At 71.1% G+C, this 18,420-nt stretch carries 18 protein-coding genes and 1 pseudogene; 9 read left to right on the plus strand and 10 right to left on the minus strand.

What is annotated here, in order from left to right; translation table 11 throughout:
* Positions 1–5: 5 nt before the first annotated feature.
* The 4 genes from N787_RS00075 to N787_RS00090 all read right to left on the minus strand — a co-directional run bounded on the left by N787_RS00075 (position 6) and on the right by N787_RS00090 (position 2,287).
* A complete protein-coding gene (locus N787_RS00075) occupies positions 6–188 on the minus strand; it encodes a type II toxin-antitoxin system antitoxin (RefSeq protein ID WP_034209891.1) in 183 nt (60 codons plus the stop codon).
* 3 nt (positions 189–191) lie between these two features.
* Positions 192–407, minus strand: a complete 216-nt coding sequence (locus tag N787_RS00080; protein ID WP_156968838.1) for a hypothetical protein — start codon at positions 405–407, stop codon at positions 192–194.
* Between the two features lie 8 nt (positions 408–415).
* Positions 416–1,279 carry an SPFH domain-containing protein gene (locus N787_RS00085; protein ID WP_034209893.1) on the minus strand — a complete coding sequence of 288 codons (864 nt, stop codon included), beginning with the start codon at positions 1,277–1,279 and terminating at the stop codon, positions 416–418.
* A 102-nt stretch (positions 1,280–1,381) separates the two neighbouring features.
* Positions 1,382–2,287: a hypothetical protein gene (locus tag N787_RS00090; protein WP_034209894.1), complete on the minus strand. Its 906-nt coding sequence runs from the start codon at positions 2,285–2,287 to the stop codon at positions 1,382–1,384.
* Positions 2,288–2,395: 108 nt separating this feature from the next.
* Between N787_RS00090 and purT the strand changes: the two genes are divergently transcribed.
* Positions 2,396–3,595, plus strand: coding sequence for a formate-dependent phosphoribosylglycinamide formyltransferase (gene purT / locus N787_RS00095; protein ID WP_034209895.1), 1,200 nt, complete (start codon positions 2,396–2,398; stop codon positions 3,593–3,595).
* A gap of 42 nt (positions 3,596–3,637) precedes the next feature.
* Here the strand turns inward: purT and N787_RS15240 are convergent, their stop codons facing one another.
* From N787_RS15240 to N787_RS00120, 6 genes and pseudogenes are all read right to left on the minus strand, one after another.
* Positions 3,638–3,826, minus strand: a complete 189-nt coding sequence (locus tag N787_RS15240) for a hypothetical protein (RefSeq protein ID WP_245593923.1) — start codon at positions 3,824–3,826, stop codon at positions 3,638–3,640.
* 96 nt (positions 3,827–3,922) lie between these two features.
* Positions 3,923–4,357, minus strand: a pseudogene (locus tag N787_RS15480) (histone H1-like repetitive region-containing protein); the annotation flags it as partial.
* Positions 4,358–4,464: 107 nt separating this feature from the next.
* On the minus strand, positions 4,465–5,673 hold the full coding sequence (locus tag N787_RS00105) for an endonuclease/exonuclease/phosphatase family protein (protein WP_034209896.1): 1,209 nt from the start codon (positions 5,671–5,673) through the stop codon (positions 4,465–4,467).
* A gap of 43 nt (positions 5,674–5,716) precedes the next feature.
* A complete protein-coding gene (locus tag N787_RS00110) occupies positions 5,717–6,427 on the minus strand; it encodes an arginyltransferase (RefSeq protein WP_034209897.1) in 711 nt (236 codons plus the stop codon).
* A gap of 494 nt (positions 6,428–6,921) precedes the next feature.
* Positions 6,922–7,761: an archaetidylserine decarboxylase gene (gene asd / locus N787_RS00115; protein ID WP_034209898.1), complete on the minus strand. Its 840-nt coding sequence runs from the start codon at positions 7,759–7,761 to the stop codon at positions 6,922–6,924.
* Entirely contained in the window at positions 7,758–8,423 is a 666-nt protein-coding gene (locus N787_RS00120) for an SCO family protein (protein ID WP_034209899.1), read from the minus strand. Before N787_RS00120 ends, asd begins: the two co-directional genes overlap by 4 nt.
* 80 nt (positions 8,424–8,503) lie before the next feature.
* Here N787_RS00120 and prmB point away from each other — a divergent pair, with 80 nt between their 5' ends.
* The 8 genes from prmB (at position 8,504) to trpA (ending at position 18,401) form a co-directional block, all read left to right on the plus strand.
* On the plus strand, positions 8,504–9,424 hold the full coding sequence (gene prmB / locus N787_RS00125) for a 50S ribosomal protein L3 N(5)-glutamine methyltransferase (RefSeq protein ID WP_034209900.1): 921 nt from the start codon (positions 8,504–8,506) through the stop codon (positions 9,422–9,424).
* A 7-nt stretch (positions 9,425–9,431) separates the two neighbouring features.
* Positions 9,432–10,520: a chorismate synthase gene (aroC, locus tag N787_RS00130; protein ID WP_034209901.1), complete on the plus strand. Its 1,089-nt coding sequence runs from the start codon at positions 9,432–9,434 to the stop codon at positions 10,518–10,520.
* 208 nt (positions 10,521–10,728) lie between these two features.
* Entirely contained in the window at positions 10,729–11,748 is a 1,020-nt protein-coding gene (locus N787_RS00135) for an aspartate-semialdehyde dehydrogenase (protein ID WP_034209902.1), read from the plus strand.
* An 80-nt stretch (positions 11,749–11,828) separates the two neighbouring features.
* Complete coding sequence (locus tag N787_RS15390) at positions 11,829–14,246, plus strand: motility hub landmark protein FimV (protein ID WP_156968840.1); 2,418 nt, start codon at positions 11,829–11,831, stop codon at positions 14,244–14,246.
* Complete coding sequence (truA, locus tag N787_RS00145; protein WP_034209904.1) at positions 14,247–15,014, plus strand: tRNA pseudouridine(38-40) synthase TruA; 768 nt, start codon at positions 14,247–14,249, stop codon at positions 15,012–15,014.
* 542 nt (positions 15,015–15,556) lie between these two features.
* Positions 15,557–16,192, plus strand: coding sequence for a phosphoribosylanthranilate isomerase (locus tag N787_RS00150; RefSeq protein WP_034209905.1), 636 nt, complete (start codon positions 15,557–15,559; stop codon positions 16,190–16,192).
* Positions 16,185–17,414 carry a tryptophan synthase subunit beta gene (gene trpB / locus N787_RS00155; protein WP_034209906.1) on the plus strand — a complete coding sequence of 410 codons (1,230 nt, stop codon included), beginning with the start codon at positions 16,185–16,187 and terminating at the stop codon, positions 17,412–17,414. Before N787_RS00150 ends, trpB begins: the two co-directional genes overlap by 8 nt.
* 180 nt (positions 17,415–17,594) lie before the next feature.
* On the plus strand, positions 17,595–18,401 hold the full coding sequence (gene trpA, locus N787_RS00160; protein WP_034209907.1) for a tryptophan synthase subunit alpha: 807 nt from the start codon (positions 17,595–17,597) through the stop codon (positions 18,399–18,401).
* The last annotated feature ends 19 nt before the right edge of the window (positions 18,402–18,420 follow it).

Consider the following 18,420-nt stretch of genomic DNA (forward strand, 5'->3'; position numbering starts at 1 on the left):
CGCGCTCAGCCCGCCGCAGGCGGTTCGTCGTCGCCGGGCGCTTTCAGGCGCCCGGCCTTGCGCAGGGCGTCGCGCAGCAGGTATTCGATCTGGGCGTTCACCGAGCGCAGTTCGTCGTCGGCCCAGCGCTGGAGCGCATCCAGCACCTCGGCGTTCATGCGCAGCGGGTAGGCCTTCTTCTCCGCCACGATCTATCCCCGCATCACCAGGATCGCCGCGCCCGGCGCGGCGACCGCGCCGGCGACCGCCAGTGCGCGGAAGCCGACGCTGCGGCGAAGCCGGTCGGGGTCGGCCGCGTCCTCGAGCTGGCGCGGCCGCCAGAGCCCGGTAACCAGCACCAGGCCCAGGCCCAGCCCGGGCAGGGCGGTGAGCAGCAGGGCGATGCCGACCAGCAGCCAGCCGTCCATGCCGCCCATCAGTAGATCGAACCGGCGTTGACGACCGGCTGGGTGCCGCGCTCGGAGCACAGCACCACCAGCAGGTTGCTCACCATGGTGGCGCGGCGCTCGGCGTCGAGGTCGACCACCTTGCGCGCGGCCAGCTGCTCGAGCGCCATTTCCACCATGCTCACCGCGCCTTCGACGATGCGGGTGCGGGCGGCGATGATGGCGCCGGCCTGCTGGCGCTGCAGCATGGCCTGGGCGATTTCCGGCGCGTAGGCGAGGTGGCTGATGCGCGCTTCGCCGACCGTGACGCCGGCCTGGGCCAGGCGCTCCTGGATTTCCTCGGTCAGGTGCCTGGCGATCTCGGCGGCGTGGCTGCGCAGCGAGATCTTGCCGTCCTCGTGCTGGTCGTAGGGGTAGCTGGTGGCCATCGCGCGCAGCGCGGCCTCGGACTGGATGTGCACGAAGCTCTCGTAGTCATCCACGTTGTAGATCGCCTCGGCCGAATCCACCACCTGCCAGACCACCACCGCGCCGATCTCGATCGGGCTGCCGTCGAGGTCGTTGACCTTGAGCTTGCCGGACTCGAAGTTGCGCACGCGCAGCGACACCTTCTTCACCGAGAAGAACGGGTTGTTCCAGCGCAGGCCCTGGTCCTTGCAGGTGCCGACGTACTTGCCGAACAGGCTCAGCACCGCGGCCTGGTTCGGCTCGACCATGTAGAAGCCGAACAGCAGAAAGAACTCGAGGACGCCCAGCGCCACGCCCGTAGCGATGAACAGGCCGTCCTGGTCGCGCAGGCCGAGGATGAACAGCGCCGCCGTGCCCGCCATGGCCACCAGCAGGCCGAGCACGAAGGGGATGCCGGGGATGGAACTGACGCTCTGCTCTTTCATGGGGACTCTCCCGTGGACTGCGGTCAAGATATCAAAAAGATATCTATTTGCAATGTGCCGGACGAGGGCCTGCCCGATGGGGCAGGAACCCCGCCGGATCAATCACTTGGCCTTGGATTCGATCCGGAAGCGGATGACGGGCGAGGGCAGCTGTTCACTGGCGACGGTCAGGCTGCGGCCGTCGAGGGAGAAGGCGATGGCCTCCGCCTGGGGCAGCCAGGGCAGGGTGAGGTGGGGCAGTTTCCCGGCCAGGCCGGGACCCCAGTCGCCGTCGCGGCCGCGCACCACGAAATGGATGGCGCGGTAGTTGAGCACCGCCAGCACGCGGCCATTCGGGCTCAGGTCGGCCGCGGTGATCTGCGCGCGGTAGCGGCCGTAGATGGGGCTGCGGCCGAGGTCGCTGGCGTCGGGCTGCTCGATGCCGGGCAGGGTGCCGATCAGTTCCGCCACCTGCTCCTCGTCGGCGGGGCCCAGGCGCACGCGGAACAGCTCGGCCGGCACGCGCTTCTTCGAGACCAGCAGCACTTCGCCGCGCACCGCATCCACCGCCACCGCCTCGCAGTCGCGCGGGCCGTCGGGCCAGCGGAAGTGCTGGGTCCACGCCAGCGTGGCGGGCCTGGACAGGTCGGTGGGTTCCTCGAAGACGTGCAGGGACAGCGTGCGGCGGATGCCGCCGTTGTCGCCGGTGTCGGCCACCATCAGGTAATCGCGGCCGTCGCGGTGGAAGGAGGCCATGTCCTCCCAGTCGAGGTTCGGCGCGCCCGGCGTGGCGACGGTGGCCTGAAGGCGGCCGCGCTCGTCGACCAGGTGCAGCCCGGCGGTGTTGCCGCTGTCGTTGTGCGCCCAGAAGAGGCCGGGATGCCGGCGGGCCGCGGCGAGGCCGCTGATTTCGTCGATGGCGGCTTCGGTGACCAGCCCCATCGCCTCGGGTTCGCCCCAGCGCGCGCCCAGCGCGACCACGGGAACCAGCAACATCAGGGCGGTGGCGGCGGTGCGTACGGAGGACATGCAGGGCCCGGGCGGTGAGCACGAAGCATGCCAGAAACCCCCTTTGGGAGGGACTGAACTCCCTCACACGGATACAATTCCGGTCTCCCTGCTGGAAGCCCCTCCGCCATGACCGACCCGCGCCCCGTCACCCTCGGAACCCCGCTGTCGGCCGGTGCCCGGCGCGTGCTGCTGCTCGGTTCGGGCGAACTGGGCAAGGAAGTGGCGATCGAGCTGCAGCGCCTGGGCGTCGAGGTCATCGCCGCCGACCGCTACGACGACGCGCCGGCGATGCAGGTCGCGCACCGCAGCCACACCCTGAACATGCTCGACCCGGCGGCGCTGCGCGACCTGATCGCGCACGAAAAGCCCGACCTCGTCGTGCCCGAGATCGAGGCCATCCACACGCCCACCCTGGTCGAGCTCGAGGCCGACAAGGGCCAGCACGTGGTGCCCACCGCGCGCGCCGCGCGTCTGACCATGGATCGCGAGGGCATCCGCCGCCTGGCCGCCGAGACGCTGGGCCTGCCGACTTCGCCCTACCGCTTCGTGGACACGCGGGAGGATTACCTCGCGGCCGTGGCCGCCATCGGCCTGCCCTGCGTGGTGAAGCCGGTGATGTCCTCGTCCGGCAAGGGCCAGAGCACCGTGCGCAGCGAGGCCGACATCGACGCCGCCTGGGAGTACGCCCAGACCGGCGGCCGCACCGGCCAGGGCCGCTGCATCGTCGAGGGATTCATCCGCTTCGACTACGAGATCACGCTGCTGACCGTGCGCCATCGCGACGGCACCAGCTTCTGCGACCCGATCGGCCACCTGCAGGTGGACGGTGACTACCGCGAAAGCTGGATGCCGCAGCCGATGTCGGCGCGGGCGCTGCAGCGGTCGCAGGAAATCGCCCGCGCGATCACCGACGACCTGGGCGGCCATGGCCTGTTCGGCGTCGAGCTGTTCGTGCAGGGCGACGAGGTGTGGTTCAGCGAAGTGTCGCCGCGGCCGCACGACACCGGCCTGGTGACGCTGGTGTCGCAGGAGCTGAGCGAATTCGCCCTGCATGCGCGCGCCATCCTCGGCCTGCCGATCCCGAACATCCGCACGCTGGGTCCGTCGGCGTCGTGCGCGGTGCTGGCCACGGGGCACGGCGTGCCGGAGTTCTCGCACGTGGACGCAGCGCTGGCCGAGCCCGACACCGCGCTGCGGCTGTTCGGCAAGCCGCGGGTGGAAGGGCACCGGCGCGTCGCGGTGACGCTGGCGCGCGACGAGGACATCGAGTCCGCGCGCGCCAAGGCCCGTCGGGCCGCCGCCGCGCTGGGCGTCACCCTGCGCTGAGGGCGCGCCCGGCCGCGGGCGGCCGGACGCGCCCCGCCGGTTTCAGTGGCCGCGAACGCCGCGGCGATGCAGCAGCGGCATGCCGTGGGTCTGCGACGGCGCGTCGCCGTGGCCGCCCTTGGGCAGGCGCTGGCGCGCCTTCGAGGAAATCACCGGCTCCGGACCCACGTGCGGCACGGCCTGCGGGTGCACCAGCATGGCCGAGTGCGGCGTGGCCGTGGGCGAAGCCACGGCGGGGGTGGCGACGGGCGCCGGCGGCGGGATCGGCTTCGTGGCCGCGGGCCGCGGGGGGCTGGCCGGCTTGCGCGTGGCCTTCGCCGGCGCGGTTTTTTCCGCAGCGGCCTTGCTCGCGGCTACCTTTTTCGGGGCACCCTTTGCTGCAGCTGGCTTCTTCGACGTGGCCTTCTTCTGGGCGACCTTTTTCGAAGCCAGTTTCTTCGGAGCAACTTTCTTCGACGCGACCTTCTTGGGAACGACCTTCTTCGAAGCAGTCTTCTTCGAGGTGACCTTCTTAGGCGCGACCTTCTTCGAAGCAGCTTTCTTCGAAGCAACCTTCTTCGAAGCGGACTTCTTCGAAGCGACCTTCTTCGAAGCGGACTTCTTCGGCGCCGCCTTCTTCACCGCGGGCGAGCGGGTCGCGGGCTTCCGGGTCGCGGCTTTCGCCGCAGGCTTGGCGCCGGCGGCTTTTTTCTTCGCGGCCTTCCTGGCGGCGGGGCGGGGAGCGGCCTTGCGGGCAGCGGGCTTCGCACGGGAGATCTTCATCGCGGGGTGTCCTTCTCGATCGGCGGGCGGAATTCCATCCTAGCCCCCGTGGCTGACGCCTGCTTGAACGCGCCGCGCCGCCGCGAGCCAACCGGCCGGGCCTGGCCTCAGCGCATCGGCTCGAGGTCCACCCACACCAGCCGGTGGTCGGTGGCATCCAGCCACGCGTGGCCGCGCTCGCCCTCGCGCGGCCAGAACACGCCGCTGGCGCGCACCGGCAGCCCGACCGAGGGCAGCACGTAGTCGACGCGGTAGTTGCCGTTGCGCGGCCCGAAGGACGCGGTGTCGTGCGCCGGCGAGGTTTTCTGGCCGATGTTGCCGCCGCCCACCTTTTCAGCCGACGCCACCGCGCCCTCGCTTTGCGGCGTGGCGTAACGCAGCACGCGCGGATGCTCGAGCAGCTGCTGGATGGTGCCGGGCAGGCTCGCGCCATCGGCCGGGTCGGCGTTGTAGTCGCCCACGATCACGAAGCGCTCGCCTTCGGGCAGGCCGCCGCAGCGGCCGGCGTCATCGCACAGCCAGGGCTTGTCGCCCGGCGTGAGGTATTCAGCCCACAGCCTGACTTCGTCGTGGTTGCGCGCGGCGTTGCGCCGCTCCGGGCCGTCGAACACCGGCGGCGTCGGGTGCGCCGCCAGCAGGTGCAGGCGCCCCACGGGCGTGTCGATCGGCAGGTCCCAGTGCGACTTCGAACTCAGCCGCAGCTGCCGCCAGACCTCGTGCGGGTAGAAGGCCTTGCCGCTGTCCGGGAACGTCGGCGCCAGCGCGCCCGGCATCTCGCTCCACCGCAGCAGCCGGAAACTGCGCGCCGCCGCGGCGTCGATCGGATGCATGGACAGCACCAGCATCCCGTACTGCCCCGGGTGCAGGCCGTAGCCCCAGGCGTCGTCGCCGTGCTGGCGGCCGTCGCCGCCGACCCGGCCATCGCCATTGAGGTCCAGGCCGCTGGGCACGCCGGTGTTCACCTCGGCGAAGTAGCGGTGCGGATAGTGGATCGGCTCGCCGCCGTCCTGCGCCACGCCCAGGTAGCGCGACTGGAACAGGTCGGCCGCGCGACCCGCGGCGTCGTAGTCGAACTCGTTGAGCAGCACCACGTCCGGCCGCACGGCCTGCAGCGTCGCCGCGATCTTGCGGGCGTCGTCGTCGCCCTGGTCCAGGCGCTCGATCAGGCCGCCGTGGTTCTCGTCGTAGAGCGAGGTGTTGAACGTGGCGACGCGCAGCGTCATGGCGGGCTCCGCGGTGGCGCCGGCCGGGGCATGGCCGCGGCAGCCGGCGAGCAGGGCCAGCGACAGCAGCCCGAGGAAGGTCAGGGGTCTCATGCGCGGCGATTGTGCCCGAACCGGGGCCGTACCGGCAGGCGACTCATTCCGGCATCGGCTTCCACTCGGCGCCGTCCAGGAACTCCAGCGGCCGGTAGCCGCGCTTGTAGGCCATCTTCGGGTGGCCATCGAGCCAGAACCCGAGGTAGAGGTGCTCGCGGCCTTCGTCCTTCGCCCGCTGCACCTGGCGCAGGATGGCGTAGGTGCCCAGGCTGCGGGCCGATTCCTCGGGTGCGTAGAACGTGTACACCGCGGACAGGGCGTCGGCCACCACGTCGGTGACGGCCACGGCCAGCAGCTGGCCGTCGCGCCGGAACTCCATGAACTCGGTCGGGCTCCAGCCGCAGGCCAGGAAGCTGTCGAAGTTGCCGGGCGCCGGGTCGTCCATGCCGCCGCCGACATGCCGGGTGTCGAGGTAGCGCTTGTACAGGGCGAAGTTCTCGGCCGTGCGCCGGGCCGGGACGCTGCGCACCTCGAGGTCGGCGTTGCGGGCGAGGCAGCGCTTCTGGGCGCGATTGGCTTCGAACCGGCGCACGGGGATGCGCACGGAGATGCAGGCGCGGCATCCGACGCAGTGCGGGCGGTACACATGTCCACCCGAGCGCCGGAAGCCCATGGCGAGGGCGCGCCCGAACAGGGTCGGCAAATACGGATCCGTCGGGTCGATGATCAAATCCCGCGACAGGCGCTCGGGCCAATACCCGCAGGCATGCTCGACCGTCTGGAACAACCGGATGTGATGCTGGCTACCCATGGCCCCAGTCTATCGCTGCACGTGCGCCTTGCGCACGAAGGGCCGGTATGCGTGGCTTCACGGCAGCGCCGCCGCCCACACACAGGGGTCTCCCGCCCGACTCGGAAGCGTCGTCCTGACCACCGATGTCGGCCGTTCCGGCTCCTGCCTCCACTTCGGGAGACCCCTGTGTGCGTGCGACGTCGCCCCCGACGTCAGCCGCACACCGGTTCGAAATCAAGGGCGAAAGCGAAAGTCGAACGCAACCGCAAGATCAAGAGCCGTTGATCCGGCCTCGCCCTTGATCTCGATCCGGTGTGCGACTGGCGTCCGGAGCGACGTCGCACGCACGACCAGTACTTCTGAAGTGAAGGGCAGGAGGCCCGTAACGGCCGACGTTTGCTGCCAGGGATGGCGTTAGCAAGACGGCGGGCAGAAGTACTGGTCGTGCGGGCGGCGGCGCTGCCGTAACGCCACGCATACCGGCCCTTCGTGCGCAGGGCGCACGCGAGGGATCAGCGGGTGAGGCCGAGGCGCTGGCCAACGCGGGTGGGGGTTTCGGTGGCGAAGGCGTCGAGCGTGACCGCGTCGCGGGGGAACAGCAGGATCACCGTCGAACCGTAGTTGAAGCGCGCCATCTCGACGAAACGGTCAAGCGTGATGTCCTTGCCCCGCCAGTCCCGGCGCACCGGCTTGTGCGCGTAGGGAGGGATTTCCTCGCCGTTCCAGACCGACTCCACGCCCGAGACCAGCAGCGCGCCGACCATCACCGAGCACATCGGCCCGAAGTCGGTGTCGAAGTGGCAGACCAGGCGCTCGTTGCGCGCGAACAGCCGCGGGATCGCCTGCACGCCCCAGGGCGCCACCGTGAACAGGCGGCCGGGCACGTGCAGCGTCTCGACCAGCCTGCCTTTCCACGGCATGTGCACGCGGTGGTAGTCGCGGGGCGAGAGGTAGATGTTGGCGAACCAGCCGTCGGCGTAGGGCGCGGCCATGGCCTCGTCGCCCAGCAGCTCGGCGGCGGTGAAGGCCTGGCCCTTGGCCTGGAAGATGCGGCCCGCTTCGATGCGCCCGGCCTGGCTGATCTTGCCGTCGGCGGGCATCAGCAGCGTGCGCGGGTCGGCGTCGGCGGTGCGCGCCCCTGGCTTGAGCTCGCGGGTGAAGAAGGCGTTGAAGTGCGCGTAATTCGTGGCCACCGGGTCGGCGGCCTCGGCCATGTCGACGTTGAACTTGCGCACCACCAGCCGGATCAGCCAGTCCTTGAACCACGCGGCGCGGGTGCGCGCCACGGCGTAGGCGATGCGCGAGAGCAGCCGGTGCGGCAGCACGTACTGCAGGAAGACCTTGGGGCTCACGGCGCCTCCTCCGACAGAAGGGCCAGGTCGGCGGCGATGTCGGCAGGCACGAAGGGCGGGCGGATCAGGCCCGCCTGGCGGCCCTGCGCGTCAATCACCACCAGGGCCGAGGAGTGGTCCATGGTGTAGTCGCCCGCGTCGGTTTCCACCTTCATGTAGACCAGGCCCAGGCTTCCGGTGAAGGCCTGCAGCGCGCCCTGGCTGCCGGTGGCGGCGAGGGTGGCGGGGTGGAAGTAGGCGGCGTATTCGCCGGTCTTCGCGGGCGTATCGCGCTCGGGGTCGATCGAGACGAACAGCACCTGCGGGCGACGGGCCTCGGGCAGGTCGGCCCAGGCCTTCTGCGACTGCGCCAGCTCCGACAGCGTGGTCGGGCAGACGTCGGGGCAGTGGGTGAAGCCCAGGAACACCACGGTCCAGCGGCCCTGCAGCTCGGCCGGTTCGAGCGGCGTGCCGTCGGACTGCTCGAGCGCGAAGGCGGGCAGGGGGCGCGGGCTGGAGAACAGCCGGACCGCCTTGAGCCGGGCCGGGTCGACGGCCGGGGCGGCGGGCGTGCTGGCCGCGGGCGCGGCCGGCGACGGCACCAGCGCGACCTGGGCGGCCCAGAGGCCGAGGCCGGCAGCGAGCGCGGCGACGAGGATGAGCAGGGTGGTGCGGTTGAACACGGCGTGTCCCGGGGGTCGGCGAGGCGGCAATTATAGCGGGCGCGCGGCTATACTCGCGGTATTGCAAGGGCTTACGGCACATGTCGATCGAACTCGTCACCATCGTGGACTTCATCCGCTACGGCGCCAGCCGCTTCGGCGCCGCCGGCCTGACCTTCGGGCACGGGCATGACAACGCCCTGGACGAGGCCACCCAGTTGGTCCTTCACGCCCTGCACCTGCCGCCCGACCTGGGGCCGGCCTACGGCCAGGCCCGGCTGGTGGCGGAGGAGCGCACGGCGGTGCTGGCCCTGTTCGAGCGCCGCATCAACGAACGCATCCCGGCCTGCTACCTCACCGGCGAGGCCTGGTTCGCGGGCCTGAGCTTCAAGACCGATTCGCGCGCCCTGGTGCCGCGCTCGCCGATCGCCGAGCTGATCGAGGCCGGCTTCGAGCCCTGGCTGGGCGGCCGCGAAGTGAACCGCGTGCTCGACATGTGCACCGGCTCGGGCTGCATCGCCATCGCCACCGCGCACTACAACCCGCACTGGGCCGTCGATGGCGTCGACCTCAGCGACGATGCGCTGGCGCTGGCGCTGGAGAACAAGGTGCGCCTGCACGCCGACAACGTCCGGCTGATCCAGTCCGACCTGTTCAAGAACCTCGACGGCGAGGTCTACGACCTGATCGTCACCAACCCGCCCTACGTCACCCACGCCGAGACCGACGCGCTGCCGCCCGAGTACTCGCACGAGCCCGAGCTGGGCCTGCGCGCCGGCGACGACGGCCTCGACCTGGCGCTGGAGATCCTGCGCGACGCCCCGCGGCATCTCTCGGAGAACGGCCTGCTGATCTGCGAAGTCGGCGAAAGCGAGCGCGCCCTGGTCGAGCTGCTGCCCGAGCTGCCGCTGGCCTGGGTCGAGTTCAAGGTCGGGCAGATGGGCATCTTCGTCGCCGAGCGCGAGGACCTGGTCGCGCACCACGCGCGCATCAAGGCGCTCGCCGACGCGCGCCGGGCCTGACCGCCGCATGAGCGACAACAGTTTCGGCCGGCTGCTGCGCGTCACCACCTTTGGCGAGAGCCACGGCCCGGCCATCGGCTGCGTGATCGACGGTTGCCCGCCGGGCATCGCCATCGCGCCGGAAGACTTCCGCGCCGACCTCGACCGCCGCGCCACCGGCAAGTCGCGCCACACCTCGCAGCGGCACGAGGCCGACGAGGTCGAGATCCTCAGCGGCGTCTACGAGGGCCGCACCACCGGCACGCCGATCGGCCTGCTGGTGCGCAACACCGACGCGCGCAGCAAGGACTACTCGAAGATCGCGGAACAGTTCCGTCCGGGCCACGCCGACTACACCTACCTGCACAAGTACGGCCTGCGCGACCCGCGCGGCGGCGGCCGCAGCTCGGCGCGCGAGACCACGATGCGGGTGGCCGCGGCGGTGATCGCCAAGAAGTGGCTGCGCGACCGCCACGGAATCACCGTGCAGGCGCACGTTTCGCAGATCGCCGACATCCGCCCGCGCGGCTTCGATGCCGCGGCGATCGAGGGTAATCCCTTCTTCTGGCCGGACGCCTCGCAGGTGGCCGAGCTCGAGGCGTTCATGGACGCGCTGCGCAAGTCCGGCGATTCGGTCGGCGCGCGCGTGGACGTGATCGCCCGCAACGTGCCGCCGGGCTGGGGCGAGCCGATCTACGGCAAGCTCGACGCCGAGATCGCCGCGGCCATGATGTCCATCAATGCGGTGAAAGGCGTCGAGATCGGCGCCGGTTTCGGCGCGGTCACGCAGAGGGGCACCGAGCACCGCGACCTGATGTCCCCGGACGGCTTCGCCAGCAACCACGCGGGCGGCATCCTCGGCGGCATCAGCAGCGGCCAGGACATCACCTGCTCGGTCGCGTTCAAGCCCACCTCCAGCCTGCGCCTGCCGGGCGCCACGGTGGACACCGCCGGCCAGCCGGTCGAAGTCATCACCACCGGCCGCCACGATCCCTGCGTCGGCCTGCGCGCCCCGCCCATCTGCGAAGCCATGCTGGCCCTCGTGCTGATGGACCAGGCCCTCCGCCACCGCGCCCAGTGCGGTGATGTCGCCCCCGTAGCGCCGCGGATTCCTTAGCTGAAAAGCGTGGACACGGATGAACACTGAAAAAACGGATAAACACGGATAGAGCAGGGGCTGGTCGTCAAGGCCAGCGCGATGTGCCCGGCGCAGATGCCGCCTGCACCGGAGACTTGCTCCAAGACGTATTTCCGCTTTCTCAGTGTTCATCCGTTTTTTCAGTGTTCATCCGTGGCAAAAACCTGCTTCAGGACCCCCGATACCCATGAGCAAGACCTATAACGTTGCGATCGTCGGCGCCACCGGTGCGGTGGGCGAGGCGATGCTGTCCATCCTGGCCGAGCGGCAGTTCCCGGTCGGCACCCTGCACCTGCTGGCCAGCGAGCGCTCGGCCGGCGAGAAGATCAAGTACGGCGCCCGCGAGATCGTCGTGCAGGATCTCGCCACCTTCGATCCGGCCGGCGTGCACATCGCCCTGTTCTCGGCCGGCGGCTCGGTGTCGAAGGAATTCGCGCCGAAGTTCGCCGCCGCCGGCGCCGTCGTCATCGACAACAGCTCCGCCTTCCGCCAGGACGACGACGTGCCGCTGGTGGTGGCCGAGGTGAATCCGGAGGCGATCGCGAACCGCCCCCGCGGCATCATCGCCAACCCCAACTGCTCGACCATGCAGATGCTGGTCGCGCTGGCGCCGATCCATCGCGCGGTCGGCATCGAGCGCATCAACGTCGCCACCTACCAGTCGGTGTCGGGCGCCGGCCGCAGCGCGATGGAGGAGCTGGGCCGCCAGACCGCGGCCATGCTCGGCTTCCAGACCCACGAGCCGAAGAAGTTCCCGGTGCAGATCGCCTTCAACCTGATCCCGCACATCGACGAGTTCATGGACAATGGCTACACCCGCGAGGAAATGAAGATGGTCTGGGAGACCCGGAAGATCCTCGGCGACGCCTCGATCCAGGTGAACCCGACCGCGGTGCGGGTGCCGGTGTTCTATGGCCACTCCGAGGCCGTGCACCTCGAGACCCGCGCCAAGCTGTCGGCGGCCGACGCGCGCGCCCTGCTCGAGGCGGCGCCGGGCGTCGAGGTCGTGGACGACCGCGAGCCCGGCGGCTACCCGACGCCGGTGACCCACGCCGCCGGCAGCGACCCGGTCTACGTCGGCCGGATCCGCGAGGACCTGTCGCACCCGCGCGGCCTGGACCTGTGGATCGTCGCCGACAACATCCGCAAGGGCGCCGCCCTGAATGCGGTGCAGGTCGCGGAACTCGTGGTCAAAGCGACCGGCTGACCGGTATATTCACGCGGTGACACCGTCGGGGCCGCTGCAGGGGAGTGGTCGCGCCAGCCTTCCACGGGGAGATTCGAAGCGTGAATAAACGGCATCTGCAGCTACCGCTCGCCTTGGCACTGGCCCTGGGCGCGTCCAGCGCGCACGCGCTGGGCCTCGGCCCGATCCAGGTCAAGTCCGGCCTAAACGAGCCGCTGGTGGCCGAGATCCCCATCCTGTCGGCGGCGCCCGGCGAGCTCGACGAGCTCGAGGTGCGGCTGGCTTCGCCCGAGGCCTTCGCCCGCGTCGGCCTCGAGCGCCCGGTCGGCCTCACCGCCAACCTGCAGATGAGCGTCGGCCGCAATGCCTCCGGCCAGCCGGTGATCCGGGTCACCACTGCTTCGCGCTTCACCGAGCCCTTCCTGACCTTCCTGATCGAGGCCAACTGGGGCCGCGGTAGCGTGGTGCGCGAGTACAGCGCCCTGGTCGATCCGCCCTACATCGCGCCGGCGGTCATCCGCCCGCTGGAGGCGCCGGTCGCCGCCGCGCCCGCGCCCTACGTCGCGCCGCCGCCGGCCCCGCTGCCCGAGCCGGTCGAGACCACGCCGGTCGCCGATCCCGAGCCGGTGCTGACCGTCACCGACATCCCGCCGGAGGCGCCCGCGCCGGCCGTCGAAGCGCTGCCGCCCGAACCCGCGCCCAGCCCCGAGCCGGTGCTGCCCGAGCCGGAGCCCGAAGTCGCCGCCCAGCCGCCCGCGCCTGAGCCGGCCCCGGAGCCCGATCCCACCCCCGTGCCTGAGCCTGCCCCGGAGCCCGTCGCCGCCGCGCCCGAGCCGGCCCCGGTCGCGCCGCCGGCCCCGGCCCCGACGCCCGCGCCGGCCGCGGCCGACAGCTACGGCCCCGTCAGCGAAGGCCAGACCCTCTGGAGCATCGCCAACGCGGCGCGCCAGGACCGCGCGGTCACCATCAACCAGATGATGCTGGCGCTGCAGCGGGCCAACCCCGAAGCCTTCATCGACGACAACATCAACCAGCTCAAGCGCGGCGCCGTGCTCCGCATCCCGGCGCGCGAAGAGGCGCTGGTGCTCGGCGCCGAGGAAGCGGCCGCGCTGGTGCGCGAGCAGGCCAGCGCCTGGCAGGCGCGGCGCCAGCCGGTGCCGCAGCCGGCGGAGTCGGTGGCCGAGGCGCCGTCGCGTCCCGCCCCGCGTCCCGGCGCCAGCGCGCCCGCCGACGGTCGCCTCGAGATCGTGCCGCCCTCGGGCGAAGAGCAGGCCGCCCGCGGCCTGCAGTCCGGCGCCAGCGGCGCCGGCACCGGCGCGGAGTTGCGCGCCGAACTGACCCAGGCTCGCGAAGACCTCGCCGCCCGCCAGTCGGAAGTCGCCGAACTGCGCTCCCAGCTCACCGAACTCGACGAGCAGCAGGCCGACAGCGAGCGCCTGGTCGAACTCCAGGACAGCCAGCTCAAGGCCCTGCAGGATCGGCTGGGCCAGCCCGAGCCGGTCGCCCCGGCCCCGGCGCCCGAACCCGCGCCGGCCGCCGACACCGCTGCCGCCGCCGAACCGGTGCCCGCGGCGCCTGCGCCGACGCCCTGGTTCATGAATCCGCTGGTGCTCGCCGGCGCCGGCCTGGTCCTGCTCGGCGGCCTGGTGATGGCGCTGCGCGGCCGTCGCAGCAAGGCGCCGCTGCCGGTGCCGTCGCGGCGCATCTCCGATGACGACGCGGTGCGCGCCAGCCTGCCGGGCGCCGCCCGTCCCGCCGCCGCCGAACCGGCGGCTGCCGACGAAGCGGTGGCCGACGCGGCCGTCGACGAGAACCTGCTGCGCCTGCAGAAGGCCCTGCGCGAGCGGCCCACCGACCTCGAGGCCCACATCGGCCTGCTGCGGTACCACTACGCCCGCGGCGAAGCCGCCGAGTACGAGCGCGCGGCCCAGGCCATGCGCATCCAGGTGCGCAGCACGCTCGACCCGCGCTGGCGCGAGGCCGTGGTGATGGGCGCCTCGCTGGCGCCGGGCAACGCCCTGTTCAGCCAGGCGGGCTGGAACACCCCGCGCTTCGGCGACACCGGCGTGATGGCCGCGACCGCCAAGCCTGCGGCCGCTCCGTCGGCGCCGGCGTCCGCCGCCGATCTCGACGACCTCGATGCGATCGCGCCGTCCGCTTCCGCGCCGTCCTCGCCGGTCGACGAGGACGAGGACTGGGCCCGCATCACCAGCGGCGGTGCCGGCGTCCGCCTCACCTCGCCCGAACCGGCGCCCGCGCCGGCCCCGGAACCGGAGCCGACGTTCGAGCCGGAGCCTGACTTCAGCGTCACGGCAGAGCCCGACTTCGACGCCAGCTTCGACACCGCCCCGGCCGCCGACGGCGACGACGACGGCAGCGCCACCAAGATCGAGCTGGCCAAGGCCTACCTCGACATCGGCGACGTCGAAGGCGCCAAGGGCATGCTCGAGGAAGTGCTGGCCGAGGCCGGTCCGGCCGGCCGCGCCGAGGCCGCCCGCCTGCTCAAGGACATCGGCTAACTGCGCTACGCACTGGGCATCGAGTACGACGGCAGCGGCTTCCAGGGATGGCAGCGGCTGTCGCACGGTGCCTCGGTGCAGGCCGAGGTCGAGAAGGCGCTGTCCTTCGTCGCCAACCATCCGCTCGACGTGGTCTGCGCGGGCCGCACCGACAGCGGCGTGCACGCGCGCTGCCAGGTGGTGCACCTGGACTCGGACTCGGGCCGCACGCCGTTCGCGTTCCGGCAGGGCGCCAACAGCCGCCTGCCGGGCAGCATCGCGGTGCTGTGGTGCCAGGAAATGCCGCAGGACTTCCACGCCCGCTACTCGGCGCGCGCGCGGCGCTACCGCTACACCATCCTCAACCGCGGCATGCGGCCGGCCATGCAGCGCGAGTACCTCACCTGGGAGCGCCAGCCGCTCGATGCCGACGCCATGCACCGCGCGGCCCAGGCGCTGGTCGGCGAGCATGACTTCAGCGCCTTCCGCACCGTGCACTGCCAGGCGCCGCACCCGAACCGCAACGTGCACGACATCCGCGTCTGGCGCGAGGACGACCGCGTGATCATGGAAGTGCAGGCCAACGCCTTCCTGCACCACATGGTGCGCAACTTCGTCGGCAGCCTGCTGCTGGTCGGCCGCGGCGAGCAGCCCGAGGCCTGGGTCGCCGAACTGCTGGCGGGTCGCGACCGCACCGTCGCCGGGCCCACCGCGCCGTCGAGCGGCCTGGTCTTCCTCGGCCCGCGCTACCCCGCCGAATGGTCGCTCCCCCCCGAAGTCACCCTCTAACCCCCCCTGTAGGAGGGCCTTCAGGCCCGAAGCTTTTGAGTGCGTTGTGCCGGGCGCGTTCGAGGCACCCGCCCGCCGCACGAGCGGTCTCTTTCCCGGACACGCCGTGAATCCGTCCATGGAGGCTCATCAGCGACGTCCGTGTCGCTGATGGTCCGGGAAAGAGACCGCTCATGCGACGGTCGGCCGACCTGCAGGGCCGGTACCAAGTTTGCCAAAGCCTGCAAACCTTGACGTCCCGTCACTGGGGCGTGGCTACAGGCTCGCGAGCTTTTGGAGTTCGATGTTCCGGCCCGGATGGCACGCGGCCCGTCGTGCGCGAGGTCGCTTTCCCGGGGTATCGAAAACATGGACGTTTTCGATAAGCCCCCATGGACGGGTTCACGGCGTCCCCGGGAAAGCGACCTCGCGTACGGCGGGCCTTCGCGACGGACGGGCCCGGCAGAATGCACTCAAAAGCTTCGGGCCTGAAGGCCCTCCTACAGGGATCAGGGGGTGGGGTCGTACACGGCGTGAGCACGTTGGGGGCTTACAATGCCGGCATGAGGACGCGCATCAAGTTTTGCGGCATGACCCGGCCCGGCGACGTGCGGCTGGCGGTCGAGCTGGGCGTGGATGCGCTGGGCTTCGTGTTCGCGGCCAACAGCCCGCGCCGGCTTGGGCTCGAGCAGCTCGAGGGCCTGCGCCAGGCGGTGCCGCCGCTGGTCGACGCCGTCGCGCTGTTCATGGACAACCCCGGCAGCGAGGTCGCCGCGGCCATCAAGATCCTGCGGCCCACGCTGCTGCAGTTCCACGGCGGCGAGGACGACGCGTTCTGCCGCGGCTTCGGCCTGCCGTTCATCAAGACCGTACCGATGGGGAAGGGCGCCGACGATGCGGCGCTGGCGCGGAAACGCTACCCTTCGGCCAGTGCCTTCCTGCTCGACGGCCATGGCCCCGGCCAGCCCGGCGGCCGCGGCGAGCGCTTCGACTGGACCACCATCCCGCCGCTGGGCAAGCCGGTCTTCCTGGCCGGCGGCCTGTCGGCCGCGAACGTGGCCCAGGCCATCCGCACCGCGCGGCCCTACGCCGTGGACGTTTCGAGCGGGATCGAGAGCGCGCCGGGCACCAAGGACGGCGACAAAATGCAGCAATTCGTAGACGAGGTTCGACGTGCAGACCGCAGCAGCCATGAATGACATCCCCCGGGCCGAAGACATCGCCGATTTCGGCGCCTGGCCCGATGCGGCCGGCCATTTCGGGCGCTACGGCGGCGTGTTCGTCTCCGAAACGCTGATCGGCCCGCTGCGCGAGCTCGAGGCCGCGTACGAGAAGTACCGCAAGGACCCGGAGTTCCTGGCCGAGCTGCGCCACGACTACCGCCACTACGTCGGCCGCCCCAGCCCGATCTACGAAGCGGCGCGGCTCAGCGCCCACGTCGGCGGCGCGCGCATCCTGCTCAAGCGCGAGGACCTCAACCACACCGGCGCGCACAAGATCAACAACACCATCGGCCAGGGCATGCTGGCCAAGCGCATGGGCAAGACCCGCATCATCGCCGAGACCGGCGCCGGCCAGCACGGCGTGGCCTCGGCCACGGTGGCGGCGCGCCTGGGCCTGGAGTGCGTGGTGTACATGGGCGCCACCGACGTCGAGCGCCAAGCGCCGAACGTGTTCCGCATGAAGCTGCTTGGCGCCACCGTGGTGCCGGTGACCTCGGGCAGCAAGACGCTCAAGGACGCGCTCAACGAGGCGATGCGCGACTGGGTCACCAACGTGCACGACACCTTCTACATCATCGGCACCGTCGCCGGCCCGCACCCGTACCCGAAGCTCGTGCGCGACTTCAACGCGGTGGTGGGCCAGGAGTCGCGGGCGCAGATGCTGGAGGAATACGGCCGGCTGCCCGACGCGGTCACCGCCTGCGTCGGCGGCGGCAGCAATGCCATCGGCATGTTCCATGCGTTCCTCAACGACAAGGGCGTGGCGCTCTACGGCGCCGAGGCGGCGGGCGACGGCGTCGAGACCGGCCGCCACTCGGCCTCCCTGGTCGCCGGCCGCCCGGGCGTGCTGCACGGCAACCGCACCTACGTGATCTGCGACGACGACGGCCAGATCACCGAGACGCACTCGATCTCGGCCGGCCTCGACTACCCGGGCGTCGGCCCCGAGCACGCCTTCCTCAAGGACAGCGGCCGCGCCACCTACGCCGGCATCACCGACGACGAGGCGATGGAAGCCTTCCACCTGCTGGCCCGCACCGAGGGCATCCTCGCGGCGCTCGAGTCCAGCCACGCCGTCGCCCAGGCCATGAAGCTCGCCCGCGACCTGCCCAAGGACGCGCTGGTGCTGTGCAACCTCTCCGGCCGCGGCGACAAGGACATCTTCACCATCGCCCGCCGCGAGGGCATCGAACTCTAGCTTCGTGTGGCTTTTTATTTTTTGACACGGATAAAAGCGGATGAACGCGGATAAACACGGATAGAGCAACAGCCTTGGGGTGGTTCTTCGCCAGCCTGTCTCCCTCCGCCGAAAACCCATCTGCATTGCTTTATCTGTGTTCATCCGTGTTCATCCGCTCTTATCCGTGTTGAGAAACCCATGTCCCGAATCGCCGCCAAGTTCCGATCCCTCCTCGAAGCCAAGCGCAAGGCGCTCGTTCCGTTCGTGACGGCGGGGGATCCGTTGCTGGAGGCGACGGTGCCCGTGATGCATGCGCTCGTGGCCGCCGGTGCCGACGTAATCGAGCTGGGCGTGCCGTTTTCGGATCCGATGGCCGATGGGCCGGTGATCCAGCGCAGTTCTGAGCGCGCGATCGAGCGCGGCGCGGGGCTGCGCTACATCCTCGCCGCCGTCGCCGAGTTCCGCGGCCGCGACGCCGACACGCCGGTGGTGCTGATGGGCTACCTGAACCCGGTCGAGATGTGGGGCGCAGAGCGTTTCGCCAAGGCCGCGGCCGATGCGGGCGTGGACGGCGTGCTGCTGGTCGACCTGCCGCCGGAAGAGGCCGGCCCGACCCGCGCCGCGTTCAACGCCGCCGGCCTGGACCTGATCTCGCTGGCCGCGCCGACCACCACGCCCGACCGCCTCGCGCGCCTGGCCACCGAGTCGCAGGGCTACCTGTACTACGTGTCCTTCGCCGGCGTGACCGGCGGCGGCCAGCTCGACACCACCGCGGTGCTGGCCAAGGCCGGCGACCTGCGCCGGCAGGCGAACGTGCCGGTGCTGGTCGGTTTCGGCATCCGCGACGCGGCCTCGGCCGCGGCGCTGGCGCCGGCCGCCGACGGCATCGTGGTCGGCAGCGCGCTGGTGGACGCCCTCTCCGGTGCCGCCACGCCTGAGGACGCCGCGGCCCGGGCGGGCGCCTTCCTGGCCCCGCTGCGCGCGGCCCTGGACGCCCACGCCTGACCGCGGCCGGGCGGGGGCC

Source organism: Arenimonas metalli CF5-1 (assembly GCF_000747155.1).
Lineage (GTDB): Bacteria > Pseudomonadota > Gammaproteobacteria > Xanthomonadales > Xanthomonadaceae > Arenimonas > Arenimonas metalli.